Below are 23,592 nucleotides of genomic sequence, written 5' to 3' on the forward strand. Positions count from 1 at the left end.
TCAGTTTACAGCTACCACGTATGGGTCTGGGTGCTAGGGTCACCCGTGTAGGTGGATGGCGTCGCCGCGCAGTTACTGGTGGTCCACTGGCCGCTGGTGGCGAAGGACTTGATGACCAGATAGCAGTCGGCATTGCTGGTACAGGCGCCGCCGGTGCCGAAGCCCTGCCCGGAATAGGTGCCACGGTAAGGGGGCTTCACCTGTCCGCCGTCGATGAGGAGCATACCCCGCGGCGTGCCGGAAAGTGCGGTTGCCCGTGTTGCCCAACGGCCGGCGCTGTAATCCCAGCCATGGGGACGGGCCACATGGCAGACCTTGCATGGGACCCCCCAGCCGTTGTGATCCGCATGGAGCGTATGGGTGCCCTGCTGACCGAAGCCGCTGCTGGTGGTGTTGGTGCCGCCGCTCACGTAAGCTTGCACATCGTGACAGTCGAAACAGATGGTCGCGGCAATGTTGGTAGTGTCGGAGGTGCCGTTGATCCTGGCGCCGGTCCATGGTTTTTTCAGCACAAAGGCATTGGCCGAGGCATGGGGTCCACGGGGGTCGTTGACCGTCTGCTTGCTGTTGCCGTGGCAGTCAGAGCAGTACATAAGCTTGCCGTCAGCCCAGGGTGATTTGAGGGCCATGGTGGTGTTGCGGCTGGCGTTGATCCCTGCTACCGGGTGGAAGCCCGCGTTGTTGGCGGTGCTGAACTCCTTGTCCACCTTGGTCCAACTACGTACCGATGCTGTGGAATACGGGCTCCAGGCAGAAAGCCTGGTGTTGTAGGAGCTGTGGCATTTGAAGCAGATCTGGTATTCTGCAGTTGCCGGTGTCGGTGTCGTGGCGAAGCCGGTGGCCGAGGTCCATTTGTTGAAGGTGAGCGCCGTACCGACGCCCGGGGTGCCGTAGAGCATGCTTCCCGCCGCAACGGCATTGCCGGTGGTGCCGGCCACATGCACGGTGTTGCCCGCCGCATGGGGGTCGTGACACTCGGCGCAGGTAACCTGCTTTTTACTTGAGATGTAGCTCCTGGTCTCGTCGGTGGGACTCGGCTTGTGGGTGGTATAGGAAGCGAACTGCACCTTATGCTTGCTGGTCAGGGTCGAATCGTTGAATGCAGCATAGAGGTTCTTCGAGCGGGCAGTCATGTTCTTGAAGGCGAAGATATCCTTATTCCCTTTAGTGGTAATATAGGTGCTGGTCGGGGACCCGGTACCGGTAGCGTTACTGTGACAGCGGAAGCAGAAATTGGCGTCGTTGTTCTGGCCATCCACTGAATTGCCGCCGAGGGTATTGTAGCTGCGACGCACGCTCCGGTCATGGAGACCGGTGGTCATCTGGGAGAAGACCGCCACTTCGCCGTTACGGCCGTTGTGGCACTTGGTGCAGTTCGCTGAGAAGCTGCCGCCGTCGTTCTTCATGTTCGAGGCAATGGCGTAGTTGTGGGTCTTGGTCATGGAGCTGTAATCGGCATAGACAATGGCCGGTGTCTTGGTGGAGGTTGTTTCGTTCTTCCGGTTCACCGTGCTCTTGGTCCGTTCCGTATTGTGGCAGCTGATGCAGATACCGCCGGTGCCGTTTTTAGAAACGTAGTCGGAAGAGGCATAGCCGCTGGTCGCGGTCGGGGTAGTGGCGATGGACAGACGCAGATTGCCGGACCGGTTGGAAACATTGCTGTTTAACGCCGGGCTGAAGATGTCATGATTGACATGGCACATGACGCAGCGCCGTGAGGCGGCATTGGTGCCCGAGGTGGCGCTACCATCGGGAATGGCTGTTGGATAGCCGGAGCCCGTCGAGTAGTTGTTCATGGCATGGTGGTAGCCGGCAGTATTCTGCAGATCCACCTTATGGCAGTCAGTGCAGTTATGCCGCTCATTCCAGCTGGGGTTGGTCCCCAGGCCGGTGGGATGACAGGAAACAGCACTGCAGGTGGCTGCGCCGGGCTTGGCGCCGGCGGTGTAGGTCACGGTCACGTTGGCCAGGGTGCCGCCGGAGACAAATGTTGCATCGTCACCTTTTTTGTACTGGGAACCGGAACCGGACCCGGTGACGGAATAGGCGTTTTTCCTCAGGCTGTGGGGGCCGTTGGTGGCGGAATCCGCAGGCAGTGTGCTGTTGATGGAGGTATCGGTCTGGGTGATATCCCAGTGGCACTGACGGCAGAGGGGACCGGCGTTGGTTGCCCGCACATCCGCATGGTGCTGGTGCGAGTTTGGCTTGTTGACGCTGGCGATCGGATAAGAGGTATAGAGCGGGAATGCCTTACGCCAGTCGGTACCGGTATAGTAGGACTTGCTGTTACCGTGGCAGGCCGAACAGGTGCCGGCAGTGCCCCAGGTAAGGGTGCTGCCGGTGCCGACGGTTCCCTGCCAGAGGGCGCGGCCGTTACTGTGGCAGATGATGCTGGTGCATGAACCATAAGTGGCGCCGCCATCTGGAGTTTTGGTCCGAGGTGTGGCCACGCCGCCGTACTGGGCGCCGCTCACTGCTGAGGTGCTGATCTCGAAAGCAACATTGATGGCTCCGCTGACATGGTTGGCGGTGTTTTTGATGGTCGTGGCATTGCTTGCCGTCTGGGCATGGCACTTGTCGCAGGCGAAGGTTGCCACATGCTTCACGTGGGAGCCGGAGGTAAGGGTAGTGCTGCTGTTGCCGTGGCAATCGCTGCAGGTAAGGGAATTGCCCCACTGGGGAACGGTGCGCGGTGCACCGGGGGTGGCCAGGTTCTGGCCGCTGCTGTGGCAGTAGAGATTGTTGCAGGTGCCGTAAACGGCACTGGGGGCAAGATTGCCGGTTGCACCGCTGGATGCAGCCGCTTTGCCGTTTGCCGTATACGTGGCGCTGCTGCCGATAAGGCCGTTGGTGGCGGTGCTGAGGCGCCATTGGACACTCCCCTGCACGTGGCTCTTGGTATTGGTCACGTTGGGATGACACTTGGTGCAGGAATACCCATAGGTGCCCACGTGCTTGGGATGGTTCGCCTTGGTGGGTGGAGCTGCCTGTGTTGCGCCGTGGCAGGTGCCGCAGGCCCCTTGACTGGAGCCGCCGACCCAGGAAGGGTTGCCGATCGAGCCGCCATTACCGGTCCAGTTCCCATGGCAATAGACATTGCAGCTGTTCTGGTAGCTGGTGGAGCTGACCCCCACCGCCGTACCGGGTGCAGCGGCAAACCCGGTATAGGGAGCGGTCAAGGTGTGCCCCGTATAGGAACCATAGGCCACGTTGCCCACGAAGCCGGGCACGTTTGCCGAATTGGCGGCAAACCCCATATAGACCATGTTGTTCAGTGTGGGCATGACGGTATTGCTGTGACAGGTGGCGCACCTCATTGCCATGTCAATGGCGTGCTGCTGGTGGGCACCGGGACTGGCCGGATTGGTGGCGCCGGTGGCCGGCGTGGCGAGACCATTGAGAGCGCCGCCGCCAATGCTGGCAGTTATCGGTGGATTGCCGTGGCAGCCGTCGCAGCCGGCAGCCTTGAAACCATTGCTGTGCATATGGCAGCTACTTGCACAGTCCTGATTGTTGAAATGGGGATTCGTGCTCCGGTCGGCAATCTTGGCTGAACTATACTGGTGGTGAAGGGTCTGATGGTGGCAAACCTCGCAGACGTTCTGGGAACCATTCTGGGAATAGGTTCGCAGGTCATTGCCGAAGACACCGGTCGTGCCGTTATTGCTCGACGCTGTCGTCGTGCGGGCAAAAACCACGTTCCGTGCACCGATGGGGGTATTGATGGCCTGGCTGACCCTCTTGATATTGGCAGTGGAGGTGCTGTGACAGGTTGTACAGTCGTATGTGGTACCCCAGTTACCGTACTTGGTGCCGAGGTTGGCGCTGCTGTGCAACAAAGGGCTTACCGCCTGCGCCGGTTTCGCCCACCCGAAAACGATCAGGGTTAAAGCGTAAAGCAAAGCAAAATAAACCGAAAACTTCAGGCAATGCTTTTGCTTGCCGGCACATGTGGGATTCTGTACATTCATCCGCTGCCTCCAATGCATATTAATATATAGATCAAAGAGATCCAGGCCCGGCGCTGCTGTATTCGGACGGGCCGCTGTGCGCACTTTTCACGAGACTACGGGCTAATATATCCAAGTGACACCGATTAGTATGTAGGGGAGGTCTTATTTACTTGTAGGACTGGGATTAAATATTTGTAGGCGAAATCTTACAAACTTGCGGAAGGAACCCGTAGCGAAGGCAGGAAATTTGGAAGACTATTTGACTATGTCGTGTTTTAAGGCATAGGCGGTGATTTCGGCATCGTTTTTTAATCTCATTTTCTCTGTAATGCGCGAGCGGTAAGTGCTGACCGTCTTGACACTGATGGAAAGCTCATGGGCCATGTCGGCCGAGGATTTTCCCGAGGCGATCATGGTGAGCACCTGGAATTCCCTGTCGGACAAAAGTTCGTGTGGCAGGGCGTCCCTTGACTCCCCGAATTCGGCAATAAGTTTTTCGGACAGCGCCGAACTGACGTATTTACCGCCGCCTGATACCCGCCGGACTGCCTTCACCAGTTCATCCAGGGCACTATCCTTGGTCAGATAGCCAGACGCTCCGGCCTTGAGAGCCCGAATGGCGTATTGTTCCTCCGGGTACATGCTCAGCATCAATACCCTCACCTCCGGATACTCGTGCCTGAGTTGCTTGAGGATATCCAGACCGTTGCGGTCGGGCATGGATATGTCCAACAGAACCAGATCCACTTCGTTGTCGTGCAGAAGAGTAAGAAGTTCCAGCCAGTTGCCCGCTTCGCCGACAACCAGTATATCGCTGGTCTCTATCAGGATCTCCCGCACCCCCTTGCGCACTATGGCGTGGTCATCACATATGGCAACCTTGAACATGCTCACAACTCCTTGTCTTCCAGGGGAATAGCCACCGAGATACTGGTGCCGCGCCCCGGCTCGCCGGACACCATCATGGTGCCCCCCCATTCCCGGGCGCGTTCCTGCATGCCCAGCATGCCGAAAGAGGATTCCCCTTTCATCTGCCCGGCAGAAATTCCTTTGCCGTTATCCATCACCTGCAGCAGGAGCATGCCGCCTTCTTCCCGAAAGGCAATGGTCACCCGACTTGCCTGTGCATGGCGGATGATGTTGGTCAGAGCCTCCTGCAGGATCCGGTAAAGGGCCGTGGCACGCCGACGTTCCACTACCATGTCGTTCCGTTCCAGCTGCAGTTCGCAGGGGATACCCGTCCTCTTGGTGAATTCACTTACCTGCCACTCCAGAGCCGCCACCAGGCCTAGATCGTCTAAAAGCCTGGGACGCAACTCAGTGGCAATCCGCCGTACCGATTTTATGGTGCCGTCCAATAACCGCGCCATTTCAGCGATCCTTGAGGCGACATGCACTTGAGTGCCGTCCAGTCTTTTGCTTATCCATCCCAGATCGAAACGCAGAGCAGTCAACTGCTGCCCAAGTTCGTCATGGATCTCCCTGGCAATGCAGGCCCGTTCGTTTTCCCGCGCATCCTCTATATACATGGAGAGATGGCGCAGTTGTTCATTGGCGAGCCGCAGTTCTTCAGCTTTTTTCAGATCGGTGATGTTACGGATGATGATCACCACCTGGTCTCGGGCCAATGGAACTATCCGTGTCTCAAAATGATTATCGCCAGTATCTCCCGGCAGGCAATATTCGAATGTTACCATGGCGCCGGAGTCAAGGGCTTGCTCTACCTTGCCGCCATAACGTGCGGCCACATCTCTGGAAAAGGTCTCGGTCAGGCGTTTGCCCGCTATTCCACCAGCCGGAGGGATCATGTCATGCATCCTGCCACGGCAATCGAGCACTGTCGTTTCCCGGTCCACGACCAGGCAAAGGTCCGGAAAGGCCTGAAAGATGGCCATTAGCTCAGAGACCGCCTGCCCCAGCTTCTCTTCAGCCTTCCGCCGTTCCTGATTCTCCCGGCAAAGTTCCCGATTCCCTGCAGAAAGCTCGCCAAACTTCTCCGACAAGGAGGCAGCCACATTGCGGAAATTGGTTATGAGGGAGTCAATCTCGGCAATATGGCTGACAGGCCAATCAATCTTTTTCTGGGATGATACCGTGTCCGGCAGGCCCGTAGTGGCATTTCGCAGCCGTTCCAGCGACAATGCCAGGCGCTTGCCTATGAGGTGCGAGCCCACCAGCGTCAGCATGGTTACGACGATCATGAAGAACAGGTCTTTTATGAACAACTGGTTCAAGGCATGCAACCGCTGTCCCTGCGGCACTTCCAGGATGAGCCGCCACGAGATGTCGGGACTGAGCTGAATTTCCCGGACATAATACGAGTGCCGCCACCGCTCAGGCTGACCGGAAGCTTCCATGCTGTCTGGGCTCCACCGGTAGGTTGCATCATTCAGCTGAGCGATTCTCCCGCCGTGCCGGTCGAATTTCTCCAGCAATGGCCAGGAAGCATCACTGGCTGCAATGATCCTCCGCTGACTGTCCAGCAGGATCGCCCTGCAGGACCAGTCGCGCGCTAACTGGGACAACAGCCCGCTCACCCCCTGCAGGTCCACAACGCCGGTCACGAAGCCTTGAAATTTGCCTGCAGTTAAAACCGGCACATTGACAACAACCTGGGGATGCTGATCCAAGCCCCGTGTCACAGGGGACAGGACCGGCTTCGCTGCGGCATGCAGGGCCTTCAGTTTTGCCGTGTCTGCAAACCTGAGGCCCACATTAGCCCGCCCGGTCACCATATCAACCGGTGGATCGAAAGCAATACTGATTCCCCGGCGATCGATAAACCCAATCTGCACGATGTTCCGGTCCAGCTCGTTGATCTGGTGAATATTGATGCGCTTTCCCGCTACGTTTGCGAAACTGCTCTGCAACTGGGCCAGGGAATTGAAATCCGCAAGCCGTTCATTCAACCACGCCTGCACCGTCCCTTGACTGTGGGCAACAACACGGTCAAGCTCCCGTATAGCCTGCACAGCCATTTCATCCTCGAATTCCTCGCGAATGCTTAAAATGGTCAACGTCAGGAGCGGAAATAGCACGCATGCGGCAAGAATGGTGGAAATCAGTTGTTGAAAAGAGGTATGCCGCCGGTGGGTAATGTGTGACAGACCGGGGGAAAGGAGAAAGAGGTTTACCAGCAGTTGGGCTACAAGGGCGTTGGAAATGCCGTTGATCCCCTGTTTAAGCATGATCAGCCAGGGAAGGTCGTCACCTGCCGGCAAGCGCAAGGTAAAGTAAAGCCATGCCAGGGGCATTCCCAGCAGAATCCAGTAAGTGGCGGAAAGATAGACGAATCCCCTCTCTCGCTTCTGCAACAGATACCCAACAAAGGCAGCCTCACATACGGCATTTATGCCGGAAGAAAGATGACCGAAGGCAAACCAGGCAGAGGCGCTGGATAAGACGGCAGTGATAATTCCCCAGCGGAAACCGAACAATTGGATGACCAGCATCGTAAAGATGCTGCCGAACAACAGATCCAGCTTAAAGTAGAGCGGTAGCCTGAGACAATTGGCTGTAACGGCCCCACATACGAGAGCAACAAGTAAAAGCTTAGCCCCCCGTGACATCCGTGTCTCCTCACTGTTGAGCATCCCTTTCATATCGGTCACTATACAGTAAATCGTCATCTGCTTAGCAAACTGAAAAAATTATTTTTCCCAAAGATGATTGGAAAAAACTTTGGCAAGATCCATAGACTTTTTTATAATGAAACCACATTGTTTTTCATGAGTGCTGGCCGGGAGGTGAAGCATGATAGACATGAGCAAAAAGCTGCAGCGCATCATCGACCTCGGTCTGGAAATCTCCCGCATCAACGACATCGACCTGCTGTTGGAAAAGATCCTTCTCGAAGCCAGAAGATTCACCAGGGCAGACGCCGGCTCCATCTACATCCGTGAAGACGACCGGCTGCACTTCAGCTACACCCAGAACGATACTCTGCAGAGGAACCTGCCGCCTAGCAGGAAGCTGATCTATTCCACCTTTTCCATCCCCATCGATCACCATTCAATCGCCGGGCATGTGGCCGCCTCGGGTGAGGCCATTAATATCGCCGATGTTTACCGGCTCAACCGTGATGACCCATTTTCGTTCGACAGAAGCTATGATGACATAGCTGGTTATCGGACCAGGTCCATGCTCACCTTTCCGCTGAAAACGGTTCGCGGCGAAGTCACCGGCGTGCTGCAGCTGATCAATGCCAAGGATGGTGCCGGCGAACCGGTGCCTTTTGCAGCAGAGGATGAACCACTCCTGGTGCATTTCGCCAACAACGCTGCCAATGCCGTCGAGCGGGCCAAGCTGACCAGGGGAATCATTATGCGCATGAACAAGATGGCCGAGTTGCGCGACCCCAAGGAAACAGGTCCCCATGTAAAAAGGGTCGGGGCCTATTCTTCTGCCATCTATGAAACCTGGGCCGCGAAAAGGAACATTCCCCCTGCCGAGATCGAACGGAACAAGGATATCCTCACCATGGCGGCCATGCTCCACGATGTGGGCAAAGTGGCCATTTCCGACATCATCATGAAGAAGCCGGGGCGATTCACTCCGGAAGAATACGACATCATGAAGCAACACACGGTTTTGGGGGCACGGCTCTTTGCCGAGCTCTATTCCGATGTGGACGAGGCAGCATACGTGGTGGCGCTCAATCACCATGAAAGGTGGGACGGCCGCGGCTATCCCGGCCACGTGGACCGGGAGACCGGTCTGCCACTCCCGGGCCATGTGGATGAGAACGGTGCCCACCTGGGCAAGAAGGGGGAGGAAATCCCTCTGTTTGGCAGGATCGTGGCCATTGCCGACGTCTACGACGCCCTCTGCTCCCAGCGCTGCTACAAGGAGGCCTGGAGCGAGGAAGAGGTGCTGGACAACCTGCGCAGCGAATCGGGAAAACAGTTCGACCCGGAGGTGGTCGAGGCCTTTTTTGAGACGCTGGATACCATACGGCATATCACCAGCATCTACCCCCACGATTAGCGCAGCAACCCAATAATGAGAAAAAATAAAGACAAGAACCCACCCTGAAGCCTGATCAGCTCAATAGATACATTTTTAGCCATTGCCTTACCAATCCCTTGGTGGTATTTATAGTGCCTGAAAAAAATCCATCACACTGAGAGGTCCACCACCATGAACGCCGCGCAGCGAGTCGTCCTGTTCACCGTCCTGTGCATCTCCTTGACCGCCCCTTTTGCATTTTGCCAGGGGCTTGAGGACAAGGTGCAGGAGTACACCATGAAAAACGGCATGAAACTCCTCTTGGTAGAACGGCATACCTCCCCCACCGTCGCTGCCTGGATCAGGTACCGGGTCGGTAGCGTCGACGAGCGCAGCGACGAGCGGGGCCTGGCCCACCTTTTGGAGCACATGCTCTTCAAGGGTACCAAGACCCTTGGCACCATCAATTATGCGGAGGAAAAGCCGATCCTGGACAAGATCGAACAAACTGCCCAGGCGCTCATGGCCGAAAAGGCGAAAAAGGATAAGAGCGATCCGGCAACCCTTGACAAGCTGAAGAAGGAGCTTTATGCCCTGGAGAGGGAAGCTGAAAAATACACTGTGAAGGAAGAATTCTTCCAGATTTATGCCAGAAACGGCGGCACCGGCTACAACGCCTTCACCAGCAAGGACGGCACCACCTATCTCATCAATATGCCGGCCAACAAGATGGAGCTGTGGGCGGCCATCGAATCGGACCGGATGAAAAACGCCGTGCTGCGCGAATTCTACACCGAGCGTGACGTGGTCATGGAGGAGCGGCGCCGCTCCTATGATACGGAGCCGGAAGGGCAGCTCTGGGAGAATTTTGCCGCCACCGCCTTTGTCGCCCACCCCTACGGCCAGCCCACCATCGGCTGGATGTCCGACATCGAAAACCTCTCCCGCACCAAGGCAGAGGCCTTTCTCCATAAATATTACGCCCCCAACAATGCCATCATCGCCATTGTCGGCGATATAAAGCCTGCCGAGATCATCGTCATGGTGGAAAAATATTTCGGCGACATCCCCCCCGGCGTACCGGTGCCCCCTGTTACCGTCGAGGAGCCCCAGCAGCTGGGTGAAAAACGCATCCAGGTGGAGGCGGAAGCCGAATCGCAGCTGATGATCGCCTTCCACAAGCCAACCTTCCCCTCCCCCGACGACTATGTCTTCGACGTCATCGATATGCTCCTGGCAGACGGGCGCACCTCAAGGCTCTATAGAAAGCTGGTGGTGGAAAAGCAGCTGACAACCGATGTGGCTGCCTTCACCGCCCCCGGTAGCCGTTATCCCAACCTCTTTATCCTGGCAGCGACCCCACGCGATCCCCACACGACCGCGGAAGTTGAAAGTGCCATTTACGACGAGCTGGAGCGCCTGAAGAAAGAGCCTGTCACCACCGCCGAATTGCAGCAGATCCTCAACAAGCTGGAGTATGAAGAGTCGCGGCAGATGATCTCCAACGGCGGTCTTGCCCGGAATCTGACCGAATACGAGGCGACCACCGGCAGCTGGCGCTATCTGATCGAGCACCGACGTCACGTTGCCAAGGTCACCCCCGACGACGTCATGCGTGTCGCGCAGAAATACCTGGTGCAGACCAATCGGACCGTGGGCACCATCGTCAAGCGGCAGTCCAAGTAGCAGACATCAAATTTTACCGAGGAAACCGCCATGAAACATATACGAAGATTCACCACCAGCCTTTGCCTCGTTCTCAGTACCATCCTGATTTTTTCCGGCTGCGCCGCGACGCCCCCGGTCACCACCCCGCGGAGCATGACCTTCGCCCCCCTCAAGTTCGAGATTCCCAGGAGCGAACGGGTGCAGCTGAAGAACGGCATGATCGTCTACATGCTGGAGGATCACGAGCTCCCTATCGTCAGCATGACCGCATATGTGAAGACCGGCAGCATCTACGAGCCGGCCGACAAGGCGGGGCTGGCCGCACTGACCGGGGCAGTGATGCGCAGCGGCGGCACAACCTCCATGGCGCCGGAAAAGCTTGACCAGGAACTGGAATACATGGCCTCGGCCATCGAATCTTCCGCCGGTACCGATGCGGCCAATGTCTCCATCAGTTGCCTGAAACGAAATCTGGACAGGACCCTGGTGCTCTTCGCCGATGTGGTCATGCATCCCGCCTTCCGCGAAGACCGGGTTGCTCTCGCCAAAAACAGGACCATCGAGGGGCTGCGCCGGCAGAATGACGACGCCAAGGAAGTGGCCGACCGGGAATTGCAGAAGGCCCTCTACCCCAACCACCCCCTGGGGCGCATCCCCACTATAGAAACCGTCAAAGGGATTACCAGGGACGACCTGGTCAATTTCCACAAGCACTACTACCACCCCAACGCCATGATGCTGGCCGTTGCCGGTGATTTCGACAAGAAGGAACTGATCGAAAAGCTGGAGACGCTGTTCCCCGGCTGGGAAAAGACTGCCGTCCAGTACCCCGTCGTGCCGCCGGTACAGCGCGATCTGAAACCGGAGGTCCTGCTGGCAAGGAAAGATATCAGTCAGTCGGTGATCCGCATGGGGGAACTGGGTATAGACAAGAACAACCCCGACCTCTACGCCCTGAAAGTCATGGACTACATCCTGGGGGGTGGGTTCACCTCGCGCCTGACCCAGGAAATCCGCTCCAACCAAGGGCTCGCCTACAACGTTGACAGCCGCTTCGATGTGGGAAAAATCTTCGTCGGCACCTTTGTCGCCGAAACCGAGACCAAGAGCCAATCCACGGTCAAGGCCACCATGCTGATGCGGGACATCATCGAAGGGATGACGAAGGGACCGGTAACGGACGAGGAGCTGAAGCTGGCCAAGGATTACCTGATCAACTCCTTCATCTTCGGCTTCGCCCGCCCCGATGCGGTGGTCAATCAGCAGCTGCGGCTGGAATACTACGGCTACCCGGCCGGCTACCTGGAAAATTACCGGGATAACCTGGCCAAAGCAACGAAAGAGGATGTGCTGCGCGTGGCCCGGAAATACCTGCACCCGGAAAAGATGATAGTGGTGGTGGTCGGGGATGAGCAGAAATTCGACAAACCACTGTCGACACTGGGGCCGGTGCGGGAATTGAAGCTGGAGAATGGGAAATAGTGTAATGTGGTGACGGATTGCCGCGACTTCGTCCGGTCGTTCGGTCGAAAAGAACGACCGCCAAAGAAAGGTCTCCAGTCAAAGCTGGGGGCCTTTTTATTTACTTCCTCGACGTCACACCATCCCATGGACCCGTTTCCCCGTACGGGGACTTCTGTCCCGGGAGGGATGGTGAAAACGTCAAATGCCGCAGAACAAAAAAGGTCCTGCACGGGGGAAGCCCTTGCAATTCACCGTTAGATCGTTGCATTGAGCCGATCTTTGGGTCATAAAGGACTGGCCGAACGGTAATGCATCTAGGCCTGATATGGTTAATTAACTATTATTTCTTGAAATTTACCATCAACTTGGCATATAAGACTAAAACGGTAGGTAAAAATTTCTCATTATTACCATTAAAGTTGCAGCCAATCTGGGCAATAAATTATTTGCTTTACAGATATATCTGCTCACTCTACTGCAACTTATTTACAAGGAGGGAACCTCATGACGAAAAAAAAATCTCTGTTGGTATTGATGGTGGGCTTACTGTCGGCAACGGTGCTGTTCGTACAAAGCGCATGTGCCGCGCAGGATGACGAAAAACTCGCAAAACTCCTTGCAGACTACTTGTTGAAAGGAAGGGCAGTTGTCGCCAACAATCAGTCGATCATCAATACGTCCGGTAAAGCAGACAAAGGATTTACAGCGGCAGCATATGAAGCGCAGCTTGCCGGCGATTTCAAGAAGATGACCGGCCTGGATATCAGGAACCTGGATACCTCTGACCATAACAGCAACCTGTTGCTGAAACTGCACAATTCAGCCAAAGAAGTGGTAACGGAGGCGCAACCCCAGATCAATCAACCGGGAATTGCATTTAAAGGCTTTTCTCCCGCCATATACGGAAAGAGAACGGGAGATAAATTCTTCAAGAAGACCGGTATCTCCATCAAGCAGACCAGTCTTAAATATCGCAACCCTGCCAACAAGCCTGACAAATTCGAAACGGCAACCCTGAAAAAATTCGAATCCGGCTGGGTACGGGGCAAATCCTATTCGGAAACAACGGGCAGCGGCGGCAAAAAGAGCTTCCGTTACATGGTCCCCGTCTACATAACCCAGATGTGCCTCACCTGCCATGGCGCACCAGTCGGGGACAATGACATCACGGGCAGAAAGAAGGAAGGTTACAAAGAGGGGGATGTGCGCGGGGCCATCAGTATCGTTATACCCGCAAAATAAAGAAAAAGAGAAGTCACCCGGCATTCCTTCGCAGCCTGAAGGAATGCCGGGTGTTTATTTTCAGCATAGCTATTCTTCCGTGGAGGGAACTGAGAGATGCAGAGATGGAATCTTACGAGAAAATTTTTAGCAGGAATCCTGATAACACTTGTCCTGGTCTTCTCTGTGATGAGCATCTCGCTCACCCTTTATCAGAAATATTCCGTCATGGAGGATATGGACCGGAGGGGTAAAAACCTTGTCCAGTTTCTTGCCACCATCGGCATGGAGCCGATTTTAAGTTTCAACTATGTCTATCTTGAGAATTATGTACGGGACATCTCGGCAAATGACCGGGAGATTGTCTATGCCCTCTTCATGGACAAGCAAGGAAATATTCTCACCCCCCTTGACGAAAAGCATGCTTCCCGGGCAAAAGCTGAAAAAGAACACCTCTTGGTATTCACCAGCCCGGTAAAGCAAAGCGGCGAAAAAATCGGCGCCGCACAAATTGCACTGAGCACAAAGGCCAGTAAGGAGAGGTTCCGCGAGGCGCTGCTTATAATACTGGGCCTGGCAGGCGCCTCCATAGTGGGTATTTCCATCGTCTTTTACCTGCTATTCCGTCGTCTGGCGCTTCGTCCTCTCGGGGAGCTGAAAGACCGGCTGGAAAGAATAGCCGACGGAGACCTGACCCAAACCATGGAGGTGAGGGCAAACGACGAGATCGGCGAAATAGCACGGTCAATGAATGTCATGCTGGGAAATTTGCGAACCATGGTCGGCAAAATCCGTGAAACCTCCGGGGAAGTGGCCTCCGCAGCCGACCGGATCTCCGCCAATTCGTCCCAAATGACCACGGCAGCCCACAGCCAGGCGTCGGCAAGCGAGGAGACTTCCAGCAACATGCTGGAGATGTCGGCATCGATCCAGACAGTCGCAGAGAGTGCCGAATCACTGGCGGGATACGCCGAGGAAGTATCCTCCTCCATCCAGGAGCTGGGGGCATCCAGCGAGCAGGTGGCAAGAAGCGCCGATATGATGGCCACCTCCGTGGCCGAAACGTCGGCAACAATCGAAAAGATGACCATCTCCATTGAACAGGTCGCTCAAAGCAGCGAAGAGCTGCAGCAGGTGGCGGGGGAAACCGCGGTGACCGTTGAGCAGATGGCGGTTTCCATTCGACAGGTGGCGAAGAATGTGGCGGATGCCGACAGTGTGGCAAAAGTGGCGGCCAAGGAGGGTTATTCCGGTCAGCAGGCGGTCCAAGAGGCTATCGCAGCTATGCAGCAGGTGGCCGAAGTCATCGAGATGACGGCCTCCTCCATCGTCACCCTTGGAAAACGCTCGGCCGAAATCGGCAACATCGTGAAAGTTATCAACGACATCGCCGATCAGACGAACCTGCTTGCGCTCAACGCCACCATCGAGGCGGCCCAGGCCGGTGATGCGGGGCGCGGTTTCGCTGTAGTAGCCGACGAAGTACGCAAGCTTGCCAAGATGAGCTTTGGGGCGACAAAAGAGATCGGACAGGTAATCAAGCAGGTCCAGGCCGACACCGAGGATTCCATCAAATACAGCCAAAAGGCCTCAAGAGAGGCCCGGGCATCCATGGAACTTTCTGCCAAGGCGGAGAGCACACTGGCCAACATCGTCAGCAGCATCGAGCAAACGAGTAACCTGATGAGCGACATCGCCTCCATGACTGCGGAACATGCCACCGCCTCCAGCCAGGTGCTGAAAGCGGTGGATAAAATGAGCCGGAGCACCGTGCTGGTGGCCGGTTCCGCAAAGGAACAGGCCCAGGGAAGCGAGCAGATCCGACTTGCGGTGGACAACATGAACCAGTCCACCAAACAGGTGAATATAGCCACCCGCGAACAGGAGCAATCCGCAAGATTGATCGTCTCGTCCGTTGACGGCATGGCCACCATGACCCAGCAAGTTGCCAACGCCACCTCCGAACAACGAAAGGGAGGGGGGATGGTGGTCAAGGCAATGGAGAACATCAGCGACCTTGCCAGAAACAACCTCTCCTCGGTGGAACAGCTGGCCAAGTCGGCCGAAAGTCTTTCCCAGCAGGCGATGGACCTGAAGCAGATGGTGGCCAGATTCAGGCTTGAATGATCCTGCCTCATGAGAAATGGGCTGAATCAACAGCCTGAAGACAGAAAGCCCACAATAAGTTCGTTGATAATTCCCGGTTGTTCTTGATGCACAAAGTGGCCGGCAGCAGAGATGATATATCTTTCAAAATGCCCGAGAAAGCTGTTCTCCATCCCCTCGGTCGTCTCCGCGCCGATACAGCCGTCATCCGCACCGTGGAGATACATGGTCGGGACCGGTATCGGTTCCGAAAGCCGTTTGCGGATCTCGGCCAGACCCGGATGCTGAAGGGTCGGATTGAATTGGGAGCGGTAGTACTCCAAAGCGGCCTTCAGCACGGATGGATGACGAAAAGCACCTTTGACTTCCTCCATGACATCCTTCGGGCAATGCCAGCCGGGGGACCACTCCTGCCAAAGCCGTTCAATGAAGGCCAGATCGTTCTCAGCCACAGCCAATTCCGCAAAGGGGAGTTGAAAGAAATACGCGTACCAGGAGCGGCGCTGCTGTAGGGGATTGCTCATCAGGGCCTTTGCAAAATTGCCGGGGGTAGGCACCGACATGCAGATGATGCGGGCAACCTTTTCCGGCGCAATGATCGAGGCGCCGCGAACGACGGTAGCTCCCCAGTCATGCCCCATCAGCGTTGCCGGTTGGTCGGTCAGATGATCGATCAGGTCCAGCAGATCCAGCACGAGGGTGGCGACCTCCAACGACCCGGCCTGGCAATTGTCATTTGGAAAGTAGCCCCGCAGGCAGGGTGCCACCACCCGGTAACCACACTGCGCCAGAAATGGGATCTGATGGCGAAAGGAAATGGGGAGATCGGGAAATCCATGCAGCGCTATGACCAAAGGGCCATTACCTGCTTCGATGGCATGAACGGTCCGCCCCTTGATCCGGAAGGAATTTCTTTTAAAAGAAGTCATGGTTGCGCATTCTGAGTCTGGTGCCATTTTTCTGCCTCCTGTCGAGTGTAATTGATCATTAGACTCACCAGGTAGAAAAAGGTTACCGACACTCAACAAAAATTCCCCACTCCTTCTTCCTGATCCCCTCCTTGATTCTCTGTACATAGGCTTTATCCGCCGTCTCCGGGTACAATTCGCAGTAAATTTCCCGTAACGCCTTCATCTGCCCGATCTCTTCCCTGGCCCTTGCTGGGCTGACTACAGGCGGCCTAACCTGAGCATCCGAGTTGAACCACCCTTGCGACAGGCCAAAGCGGCCCCATTGGCTGCAGGAACAGGGGTTGCTCTTTTTGATGAGTCCACACCGGTCTTCCATGTAGCCGAACCATCTTTTCCTGGCCCGGTGCAGCGTTGTCTTCACCGAACCAAGGGAGCAATCCAGGATTTCAGCAACCATTTTGTGGGGTAAGCCTAACGTGATCGCCAGACAAAAAATCCTGCGTTGCTCCGGAGTGAAACATTCGGTCAGGCTGTGCAGACACTTGACTTTAGCCTGCCCGGCAAGGAGTTCCATCTCGGGATTCACGGCAGGATCGGGATCAAGGATTTCCTCAAGGACATAGCCGTAATCCTCGGTGAGAGATTGGCAGGGAAACTTCGCTCTCTGCTTGAGATAATCATTGGCCACGTTCATGGCAATGCGGTAGATCCAGGTGGAAAAGGCGCAATCGCCACGAAAATCGTCATAGGAGCGAAAAGCCCGCAGGAAAGCCTCCTGGGTGACCTCCTCCGCATCATGGTCGTTACCGGTAAGACCAATGGCAAGCTTGAAGATCAATTCAACGTTGTCGCGATACAAGTGATCAAAATGTTCTACGCGAGCGTTTGACATTGCAGCTGCTTTCATAAATTCCATAATCAGGAGCGGTACTTTTCCATGAAAAAGAGGGAAAGGTGGGGATTAACATCCTCAACTCTAAAACGCCGGTAGCCGAGCCGCTGGTACAGGCGGATGTTGTTTTCGCTCCTGTCGCCGGTATAAAGTTCAAACCGATCGACGGCAGTAAAGCGGCTCTCGATGGCAGCCATCAACTGCGTGCCGAGGCCCCTTCCCTGGCGTGCCGGGTGGACCATGAGCCGGCCGACGAAGCAGGTATCCCCCACCTGGAATCCCTGCACCGAGCCGACAATTCTCTCTCCGTCCACCGCCTTCAGGACCGTGCGTAAGTGGAATTCGGCCACCAGTTCGTCCAGGCTCTGAGCGAGGGGCGGAATAGTGAAATCATCGTAGAGTTCCGCCTCACTCCTGTAAGCCAGCCGCTGCAGGGCCAGTATTTCCGCTGCATCCGCCACAGCGGCGGGTCCAATGATCATCTGCATAAAAAGGTCCCTATCATGTCGATATTCCTTCCATGAAGTCTCGCTATCAGAGTCGGCACCCAGTATCCTGCTACCACAGGTTGGCCGCAGGCGATGCGGCGCGGTCTTCGAGCCTGATGGCGTTTGTGCTGCAGACTGAACGGCAAATGCCGCATCCGTAACAGAAGGTTTGATCCACAAGGGTCTTTTTGGTGGCAGCACTGTAACTGAGGGCTCCGAACTGGCAGAGGCGCATGCACTGCCGGCAGCCTTTGCAGGCTTCCGGATCTATGGCGGCAATATATTCGGCCCGGAACATGACCGGGATCTGATGGGTGATAGTCGAGCGCATGGCGTGACAGTCGGACCGGTCGCAGTTGCAGATGCCGCCAATGAAGGGGGTCTGGAAGGTCCAGACGGTGTGGCAGAGACCTTCGCGCTCGTGGGCGCGGAAAGCGGCCAGCGCCTCCTCCTTGGTGAGCATTTCGAAGCGTGCGTCATCGACTCCACCAGTAAATTTCTCTTCGAGAGCCTGAAATATTTCCATAAGCTTTCCACCATTGGGGCCGAGGCTGATCCCGTAGCAGTAGCGCTTCTCTTTCCCCAAGGTCGATTCGCGGCAGACGCAGGCAACACGGACGATGGAGTTGGTGAATTCGAATATCCGCTCCACATCTTCCAGGGGAACGACCTGGCCGAAGTGCACCTTCTTCATCTTTCTCGTAATGATGCGACTGAAGAGGGTCCTGATGAGCCACGGCATCTTCTTCATGCGATCGAGCCCGATGTTCATATTCTGGAATTCACGCTCCCGGGCCTGGGGGTCGGCGAAAAGCTCCATGAATTTGAGGCGCTTCAAGTCGCTCAGCATATCCTCCGAGTAGTTCTGGGCCTGCAGGTACCACTTTTCACCTTCGCCGTGCTTCAGACAGAACTGGCACATGGCTTTTTTCTCCTCCCGATTGTTGTACGTCCCTCTGGGTTACAGTTTTCATGAACCGACCGGGGGGCGGCTGGATGAACAGGGGATGTTCCAGCAGTCGACATTTTGCCTCCTCGGATCCAGACTTTTGCGGAATACCATCGCACTCACTTCAAGAGCAGATCCACGTAAGCGCCATCAATAAGCTGCGACCGCTCTATTCCCAGTTGGGCCATGAGGTCGTGGGCCTCCCGGACGCCGTTCTCGGCCGATTCCCCCTCACCCAGGACAACTTCAAGTTCCAGGAATTCCCCCAGTCCTTCCACCTTGTCCAGGTGAATGCGCGTTCTGCCGGCGAGAAAGAGGGTGCGGTGCTTCCGCACCCGGCCCGCCTGTCCGTAGGCCAGGGATAGGGAATCCCGCAATGTCTCGGGCGCAGGTGTCGGCGAACGGAGATAGAAGGACTCCTTTGGCCCTTGTCGATCAGCCCTGCAGTAGAAGATCAGCTCCCCTTCGTCCCGGGAAAACGCCCGCAACTTCAAACGGCCCGAATCGCAGCGGAAAAAGGTGTCATCCTGAACGATCTCCATTGGTCCCTGGTCTGCAATCGCCGCCGCCTTCGGTACCAGCGCCTCAATGCTGTCGATGCGCGCTTTGATTTCGATGTTTCTTGCCATGTTAGATTGTCTCCCCCTGCTTCAACTGGCCTACAAATCGCTGCCAGGCAACGTCGATCCCCACTCCATAGGCACTTTCGAAAGCTTCACTGAATTCCCGCCCCTCCACTGCCGCAAGAAGGAAGGCCTTGAAGCGTGCTTCGTCCATCCTCCGCAGATAGCTGACGAACATCCCGCTCTGGCGGTAGAACATGGGGGGCTTCAACCCATAGGAAGCGGCAAATTTCTTGAAGAAGAAACTGCCGGTATCCTCTGGAGCCAGGCTCTTCCCTTGGAGAATGGCTTCGGCCGCCCCGGCCTCGCTCATCTTCTCCGCCCCGCCACCACCGGAAACGATAACCGCTAGCCCTTCCTGGAACCACGAGGGAAGAGCGGCGTTGTAGCCATAGATGCCGAGGCGCTGCCCCAGGTGGAGATGGGACAGTTCGTGGGTCAGTATCCTCTTGATCCGGTCCGGCTCTTTCCTCAGGCCCCCGGAAAGGAACAGCTTGAGAATCACCGCCCCGCGCACCTCCTTGGGCACGCCGGTGAATGAAGCGAAGCTCTCCTCGTCGCGGGTGACGTAGACCTGAACCGGCTCGGCAAAGAGATGATACTGCTCCCGCTCCACCGTGGCAATGGCCTCAGGCAGCTCCTTGGCCGCAATGGCAGCCACATCCTCTGATCCGGGTTCGGCGAAGACACGCCCATCCGCAGCCATAGGAACGAAATCGGCGGTCGATTTCAGCGAAGCAATACCGCTTCGAACAAGACTGCAGCCGGAAAGTGCTGCGGCCAAGGCCAGCATCATGACAATGTGTAGCAATCTCGTGAACATATCCCCCCTGTAATTTGGCTTTTACCCATAAAGTGCAGGGCATTAAAGGTTCTGCTCCGGCAATGGCTCTGAGGTCCCTGTAGCGGACGATCTCGGCCCCTTTTTACATGGACAGCATAAAAAACTTCCGGGCATGTGATCACCCATTCGTAATAAAAACCCCATCAGCAAGAGCCGATGGGGCTATGGACACTGAGCTTGCAGACCCTCGCCACCAGCGGCGGACTCTGGCGGCGTCAAGGGCATTTCTGGGCTATGATTATGATCTAGTTCAGGATCATGTAATTCTTTCAGCAATTAAATTTAATTTCGGCGCAAATTACCGGAAAACTTTTCCTTAGTCAATCCACTTTTCGCTCGTGAGTATGTGCGGCCGAGATTATCCCGCAGTCGCCAGCCTGGCTCTTGGCCACAACCAGCTCCCATATCCATCACATGGTAACCGGCTTCCCCTGAGGGACCATCTCATGGAGGAATCTAAGGTATGCCTCCCTCGCAACCTCGGGCTTCTCAATCATGGGGCAGTGACCGACCCCATCGATGACCTCTTTGTGACTCCCGACCAGTTTAATGTGCAGCAGCTCTGCGTTGTCCACATGCAGTATTTTGTCTTGTCCCCCCCAGAGGATAAGAGCTGGCGACTTGATGGACGAAAGGATGCTCATTTGGTCCAGATCCGCCATGATATCGGCAAACATCTTTTTCTCCAGGGCCCTCCGCTTCAGCTTTTCCTCCACCAGCACGTTGATAATGAATCCCGGGATATAGGGCGGGTCAACGAAGACATATTTGGCCATGGTAGCTTGAAAGTCCTTGGCAGTCTCGATTTCAAGCAACGGGTTTTTCCCCGTTGTCTTCATGTACGTTTGAAATTCGGTAGCGGTCTGCTCAGCCCCCGCGCCGTCAAACAAGGCAAGAGAAGAAACAGCCTGCGGGTAAAGATAGGCATAGCGCAGGGCAATGGCGCCCCCCATGGAATTGCCTACCAGATGGGCCTTCTTTACCCCCAAAGCATCAAGAAATTGTTTCAGCCGTTTTGTCTGCTCTTCGATCCCGTAATTCAGAGCCGGATCCTGCACACTTTCCCCGTGCCCCGGAAGATCCGGAATTATGACACGATAATCATCGGTCAGCTTTTTCGAAAATCGGTTCCAGTTGTCTTTTTCTCCGCCAAAGCCGTGGAGCATCACAATTGGAGGTTCGCTTCCGGTCACTGAATTCGTGAGATACGTAATCTTTCCATATGGGAGTGTCTCTGTCTTTACAGTCAGTTTTGCACTTTCACGTTCATGGTTCATGATGGACTGAAAGAGCGAATGTTTGTCGCACCCACTAAGCCCCATCAGCACGACCAATGCCAGCAACACGATGAGTCCGCGTGCCTTCAAGGATGCTACCCAAGCTCTCCGCTTCTGCATGTGAAAACCTCCTTTATAACTCTGAATGCTTGCCATAGCTCCTCCTGTTGTTAAGTCTGTGTCACCAGCTCCGACGGATAGCCATACGCAGTCGGCGGGCGGCATCTAGGGCGCCGAAGCCTCCGGCACCAGATCCGTAGGGGGCCTCGCCTCCCACTGCCAGTTTCCATAGGTCGGTGAGGTTATAGGAAAGCTCAGCTTTAACGAGCCCATCGCCGCGCTTCAGCCCCACGCTCCAGACCGCCTTCCACTCCCCCCACTCCTCGGTTCGGGTCCAGGCGGTGATGAGCGCGGGGAGGATTGCCCGGTCGAAGAGCAGGATCTCATCCACGGGCGGATCGATGGCGTTTCCTGCCACGGTTATGAGCAGGGTCCCGTCGCCAAAGCCTTTTTCGGCGCTCAGTGCCCCAATGACAGCATTGCCCAGCTCCCTGTCGCGGGAAAAGAGCCCGGCAACCTCCCCTCGGATCACCCAGGAGCCCACCACCCGCGAAAGCTCTATCCCTACCCCTTCTTCCTCCACATAGCGGCGCTCTACCGGAATCGCCAGCCCGTCGGCAGTCTCCATGGCCTGATCAACCCGGAATTCCAGGAGCGGCGAGGGGCGGATTCCCGCACGCACCCAGCCCCCCACATCCCACTGGTCCATGGTGGCCAACACGCGAATTGCGCCGAATCCGGGCACCGGCGGCGAGCTGTCCCTTTCTTGGAGAGTCACGGTGGCGGGGATCTCCCCGTTAAGCGGCGCAGTCCTGCTGCCGAGCACGGGAAGGCGCCAGGGGGTGGTAATGGGGCTGCCTACCGCTTCATAGCGCACGGAGCCTCTTTGTCCGGACAGCCGTACCGCCCAGAGGGGCAGTTTCTCGTCGGCAAAGGGATCGGTCAGATCACGGGGGAGAAAGGCATCGGCCGGGGAGTACCCGTCGGTCTTGCCCCAGCCCAGCTGAAAGCGCCCCAGTTGCAGGTCCACGTCGGGCGACAGGGGCAGGCGCAGCCAGAGGTCCTGCACCGAAAAGGGAGGGCGGCGGATGTGCCGGTCGGCGGGATCGAGCACGCCCCCCTGATCATCGGTGGAAAGCCACTCCCCCCGCAGCGATCCGGTCAGTTGCGCATCACCCAGCCTCTGTTCCACCTTGTTGAACAGCGTGCCCCAGCCCTCCAGCGATGGACTGTGACCGTGGGTCCGTTCGGGATAGAGGAAACCCTTTCCCTCGGCATAGCCGGAAATTTCCGCCGCTGTGGCTGTAACGGGAAAAATAAGCAGTGCCAGGCAAATGGGAAGGCAAAAAAGATTCAATCGCCACCTTCGCGGTTGAGGTTTTGCAGGGTGAAGCGGCCGACCGGCTGCGGCTTGTCGAAGGTTATTTCCTTCAGGATCACCGTCGTTTTGCTGCCTTTCTTCAGGTCGCTCATCTCCCATCTCTTTGCTACCCAGTGTCCCTCCACATTCTGCAAGTCGGAAAGCGTGAATATCTTGCTCGGCTGTTTGTCACCTTTGCGAAAAAGATCTTCCCGCAGCAGATAGAGGATGTCCTTGCGCAAATAGAGGATCTTCTTTTCGTAGATCGACCTGCCGCCGCTTTCCAATGGGATGGCCGTAATCACGTAGCAGGGCTGCCCATCCACGGTCTGTTCCCCCTGCATGGCCACCTTGTATTTTTCGTGGTCGAACTCCTCCATGTCTTCGTAATTGAAGTCCGTTCCCACGAAAGATGCATCACGGTCCTGAGCGGCAATGCGCCGTTCCCGTTTCATGGAGGGGAGGTAGAGCCATTGATCCGCATTTTGCCCGGCGGGCCGGGAAATGGAGAGGAAACCCACACCCTTCACCTCCGGGGGCTCGGTGAATCGCACCAGGTTCTTTGCGTCACCCGCATACCCCTGCCGGTAGCTCTTCCACCCCTTTTTGCGCACCTTCCCCTCCTTGTTCACGACGGTCAGATGCCCCGCATATTGCTGGGTCCTGGTACGATGCCTGTTTTCCGACTCCTTGAGGAGTGCCCGGGCATCGGGAGCGGCGAAGACGGTAGCGGCCATAAGGCCGGAAATAACCGTCATCGCGAGAAAGAGCGAACTAATCCATATTTTCCTTGTATTCATCTCTGCCTCCTTCTGCCATAGGTCTCTTA

General features: G+C 56.2%; 17 protein-coding genes. 5 read left to right on the plus strand and 12 right to left on the minus strand.

The annotated features are described in order from the left end of the window. Positions 1 to 11 precede the first annotated feature (11 nt). The 3 genes from ML541_RS15030 to ML541_RS15040 all read right to left on the minus strand — a co-directional run bounded on the left by ML541_RS15030 (position 12) and on the right by ML541_RS15040 (position 7,522). A complete protein-coding gene (locus ML541_RS15030) occupies positions 12 to 3,971 on the minus strand; it encodes a CxxxxCH/CxxCH domain-containing protein (RefSeq protein WP_243374076.1) in 3,960 nt (1,319 codons plus the stop codon). A gap of 237 nt (positions 3,972 to 4,208) precedes the next feature. Continuing rightward, positions 4,209 to 4,841, minus strand: coding sequence for a response regulator transcription factor (locus tag ML541_RS15035; protein ID WP_243374077.1), 633 nt, complete (start codon positions 4,839 to 4,841; stop codon positions 4,209 to 4,211). A gap of 2 nt (positions 4,842 to 4,843) precedes the next feature. Next, positions 4,844 to 7,522 (minus strand): ATP-binding protein, encoded by a 2,679-nt coding sequence (locus ML541_RS15040; protein WP_243374080.1) that lies wholly within the window; start codon positions 7,520 to 7,522, stop codon positions 4,844 to 4,846. Between the two features lie 184 nt (positions 7,523 to 7,706). On the opposite strand from ML541_RS15040, the gene ML541_RS15045 reads away from it, so the two are divergent. The 5 genes from ML541_RS15045 to ML541_RS15065 all read left to right on the plus strand — a co-directional run bounded on the left by ML541_RS15045 (position 7,707) and on the right by ML541_RS15065 (position 15,380). Further along, positions 7,707 to 8,939, plus strand: coding sequence for an HD domain-containing phosphohydrolase (locus ML541_RS15045; protein WP_243374082.1), 1,233 nt, complete (start codon positions 7,707 to 7,709; stop codon positions 8,937 to 8,939). A 153-nt stretch (positions 8,940 to 9,092) separates the two neighbouring features. Continuing rightward, positions 9,093 to 10,586, plus strand: a complete 1,494-nt coding sequence (locus tag ML541_RS15050) for a pitrilysin family protein (protein WP_243374085.1) — start codon at positions 9,093 to 9,095, stop codon at positions 10,584 to 10,586. Between the two features lie 30 nt (positions 10,587 to 10,616). Next, positions 10,617 to 12,050 (plus strand): pitrilysin family protein, encoded by a 1,434-nt coding sequence (locus ML541_RS15055; RefSeq protein WP_243374088.1) that lies wholly within the window; start codon positions 10,617 to 10,619, stop codon positions 12,048 to 12,050. Between the two features lie 486 nt (positions 12,051 to 12,536). After that, a complete protein-coding gene (locus ML541_RS15060) occupies positions 12,537 to 13,274 on the plus strand; it encodes a DUF3365 domain-containing protein (protein WP_243374090.1) in 738 nt (245 codons plus the stop codon). Positions 13,275 to 13,370: 96 nt separating this feature from the next. Continuing rightward, positions 13,371 to 15,380, plus strand: a complete 2,010-nt coding sequence (locus tag ML541_RS15065; RefSeq protein ID WP_243374091.1) for a methyl-accepting chemotaxis protein — start codon at positions 13,371 to 13,373, stop codon at positions 15,378 to 15,380. 26 nt (positions 15,381 to 15,406) lie between these two features. Here ML541_RS15065 and ML541_RS15070 read toward each other — a convergent pair whose 3' ends face one another. From ML541_RS15070 to ML541_RS15110, 9 genes are all read right to left on the minus strand, one after another. Next, entirely contained in the window at positions 15,407 to 16,315 is a 909-nt protein-coding gene (locus tag ML541_RS15070) for an alpha/beta hydrolase (protein ID WP_243374094.1), read from the minus strand. Between the two features lie 55 nt (positions 16,316 to 16,370). Continuing rightward, complete coding sequence (locus ML541_RS15075) at positions 16,371 to 17,162, minus strand: RNA polymerase sigma factor (RefSeq protein ID WP_243374096.1); 792 nt, start codon at positions 17,160 to 17,162, stop codon at positions 16,371 to 16,373. Between the two features lie 26 nt (positions 17,163 to 17,188). Continuing rightward, complete coding sequence (locus ML541_RS15080) at positions 17,189 to 17,650, minus strand: GNAT family N-acetyltransferase (RefSeq protein ID WP_243374097.1); 462 nt, start codon at positions 17,648 to 17,650, stop codon at positions 17,189 to 17,191. A gap of 70 nt (positions 17,651 to 17,720) precedes the next feature. Further along, complete coding sequence (locus ML541_RS15085) at positions 17,721 to 18,572, minus strand: 4Fe-4S binding protein (RefSeq protein WP_243374099.1); 852 nt, start codon at positions 18,570 to 18,572, stop codon at positions 17,721 to 17,723. A gap of 146 nt (positions 18,573 to 18,718) precedes the next feature. Then, the gene (locus tag ML541_RS15090; protein WP_243374100.1) at positions 18,719 to 19,228 is read right to left on the minus strand and encodes a class IV adenylate cyclase; all 510 of its coding nucleotides are present in this window, start codon (positions 19,226 to 19,228) and stop codon (positions 18,719 to 18,721) included. A gap of 1 nt (position 19,229) precedes the next feature. Then, positions 19,230 to 20,045, minus strand: a complete 816-nt coding sequence (locus ML541_RS15095; protein WP_243374101.1) for a hypothetical protein — start codon at positions 20,043 to 20,045, stop codon at positions 19,230 to 19,232. A 431-nt stretch (positions 20,046 to 20,476) separates the two neighbouring features. Next, positions 20,477 to 21,463, minus strand: coding sequence for an alpha/beta fold hydrolase (locus ML541_RS15100; protein WP_243374102.1), 987 nt, complete (start codon positions 21,461 to 21,463; stop codon positions 20,477 to 20,479). Between the two features lie 61 nt (positions 21,464 to 21,524). Beyond that, positions 21,525 to 22,760 carry a hypothetical protein gene (locus ML541_RS15105; RefSeq protein WP_243374103.1) on the minus strand — a complete coding sequence of 412 codons (1,236 nt, stop codon included), beginning with the start codon at positions 22,758 to 22,760 and terminating at the stop codon, positions 21,525 to 21,527. Continuing rightward, positions 22,757 to 23,563, minus strand: a complete 807-nt coding sequence (locus tag ML541_RS15110; protein ID WP_243374104.1) for an outer membrane lipoprotein-sorting protein — start codon at positions 23,561 to 23,563, stop codon at positions 22,757 to 22,759. Before ML541_RS15110 ends, ML541_RS15105 begins: the two co-directional genes overlap by 4 nt. Positions 23,564 to 23,592: the final 29 nt, after the last annotated feature.

Source organism: Geotalea sp. SG265 (assembly GCF_022808985.1).
GTDB lineage: Bacteria > Desulfobacterota > Desulfuromonadia > Geobacterales > Geobacteraceae > Geotalea.

Coding starts and splice junctions, on each gene's coding strand:
- ML541_RS15035 (WP_243374077.1), bottom strand. CDS start 4,841: ATGTTCAAGGTTGCCATATGTGATGACCACGCCATAGTGCGCAAGGGG.
- ML541_RS15090 (WP_243374100.1), bottom strand. CDS start 19,228: ATGGCAAGAAACATCGAAATCAAAGCGCGCATCGACAGCATTGAGGCG.
- ML541_RS15030 (WP_243374076.1), bottom strand. CDS start 3,971: ATGAATGTACAGAATCCCACATGTGCCGGCAAGCAAAAGCATTGCCTG.
- ML541_RS15070 (WP_243374094.1), bottom strand. CDS start 16,315: ATGGCACCAGACTCAGAATGCGCAACCATGACTTCTTTTAAAAGAAAT.
- ML541_RS15055 (WP_243374088.1), top strand. CDS start 10,617: ATGAAACATATACGAAGATTCACCACCAGCCTTTGCCTCGTTCTCAGT.
- ML541_RS15110 (WP_243374104.1), bottom strand. CDS start 23,563: ATGAATACAAGGAAAATATGGATTAGTTCGCTCTTTCTCGCGATGACG.
- ML541_RS15050 (WP_243374085.1), top strand. CDS start 9,093: ATGAACGCCGCGCAGCGAGTCGTCCTGTTCACCGTCCTGTGCATCTCC.
- ML541_RS15100 (WP_243374102.1), bottom strand. CDS start 21,463: ATGCAGAAGCGGAGAGCTTGGGTAGCATCCTTGAAGGCACGCGGACTC.
- ML541_RS15095 (WP_243374101.1), bottom strand. CDS start 20,045: ATGTTCACGAGATTGCTACACATTGTCATGATGCTGGCCTTGGCCGCA.
- ML541_RS15060 (WP_243374090.1), top strand. CDS start 12,537: ATGACGAAAAAAAAATCTCTGTTGGTATTGATGGTGGGCTTACTGTCG.
- ML541_RS15085 (WP_243374099.1), bottom strand. CDS start 18,572: ATGTGCCAGTTCTGTCTGAAGCACGGCGAAGGTGAAAAGTGGTACCTG.
- ML541_RS15040 (WP_243374080.1), bottom strand. CDS start 7,522: ATGTCACGGGGGGCTAAGCTTTTACTTGTTGCTCTCGTATGTGGGGCC.
- ML541_RS15080 (WP_243374097.1), bottom strand. CDS start 17,650: ATGCAGATGATCATTGGACCCGCCGCTGTGGCGGATGCAGCGGAAATA.
- ML541_RS15045 (WP_243374082.1), top strand. CDS start 7,707: ATGATAGACATGAGCAAAAAGCTGCAGCGCATCATCGACCTCGGTCTG.
- ML541_RS15065 (WP_243374091.1), top strand. CDS start 13,371: ATGCAGAGATGGAATCTTACGAGAAAATTTTTAGCAGGAATCCTGATA.
- ML541_RS15075 (WP_243374096.1), bottom strand. CDS start 17,162: ATGTCAAACGCTCGCGTAGAACATTTTGATCACTTGTATCGCGACAAC.